The 244-nt window shown below is 39.3% G+C and carries 1 protein-coding gene; it reads right to left on the reverse strand.

The annotated features are described in order from the left end of the window. Positions 1-2 precede the first annotated feature (2 nt). Positions 3-244: hypothetical protein (locus tag B4920_RS30205; protein ID WP_079437608.1), on the reverse strand; the 242-nt coding region annotated here is incomplete at its 5' end.

The raw sequence follows: 244 nt of genomic DNA on the forward strand, positions 1-244 counted from the left end.
GATTAAGCAAAGATAATATTCTGTATTTGCTGGAAGATAAACAAAAAAAGTCCAGTAAACAGCATAAAATAACGATACATAAGACGGAATAAAACGCTACATATTAGGTTAAAATTCTGCTTATTTTTCGATCCACGATGAATTGCTCTACCCTCTACCGTCCAGGAAAACGAATCCCCTGATGAACAGGCAAAAAACGGCGCTCCGCCTGGCGGGGAATTTGGATACACTAACGCCTCTGTTT

This window comes from Zoogloea sp. LCSB751 (assembly GCF_002028455.1).
GTDB lineage: Bacteria > Pseudomonadota > Gammaproteobacteria > Burkholderiales > Rhodocyclaceae > Zoogloea.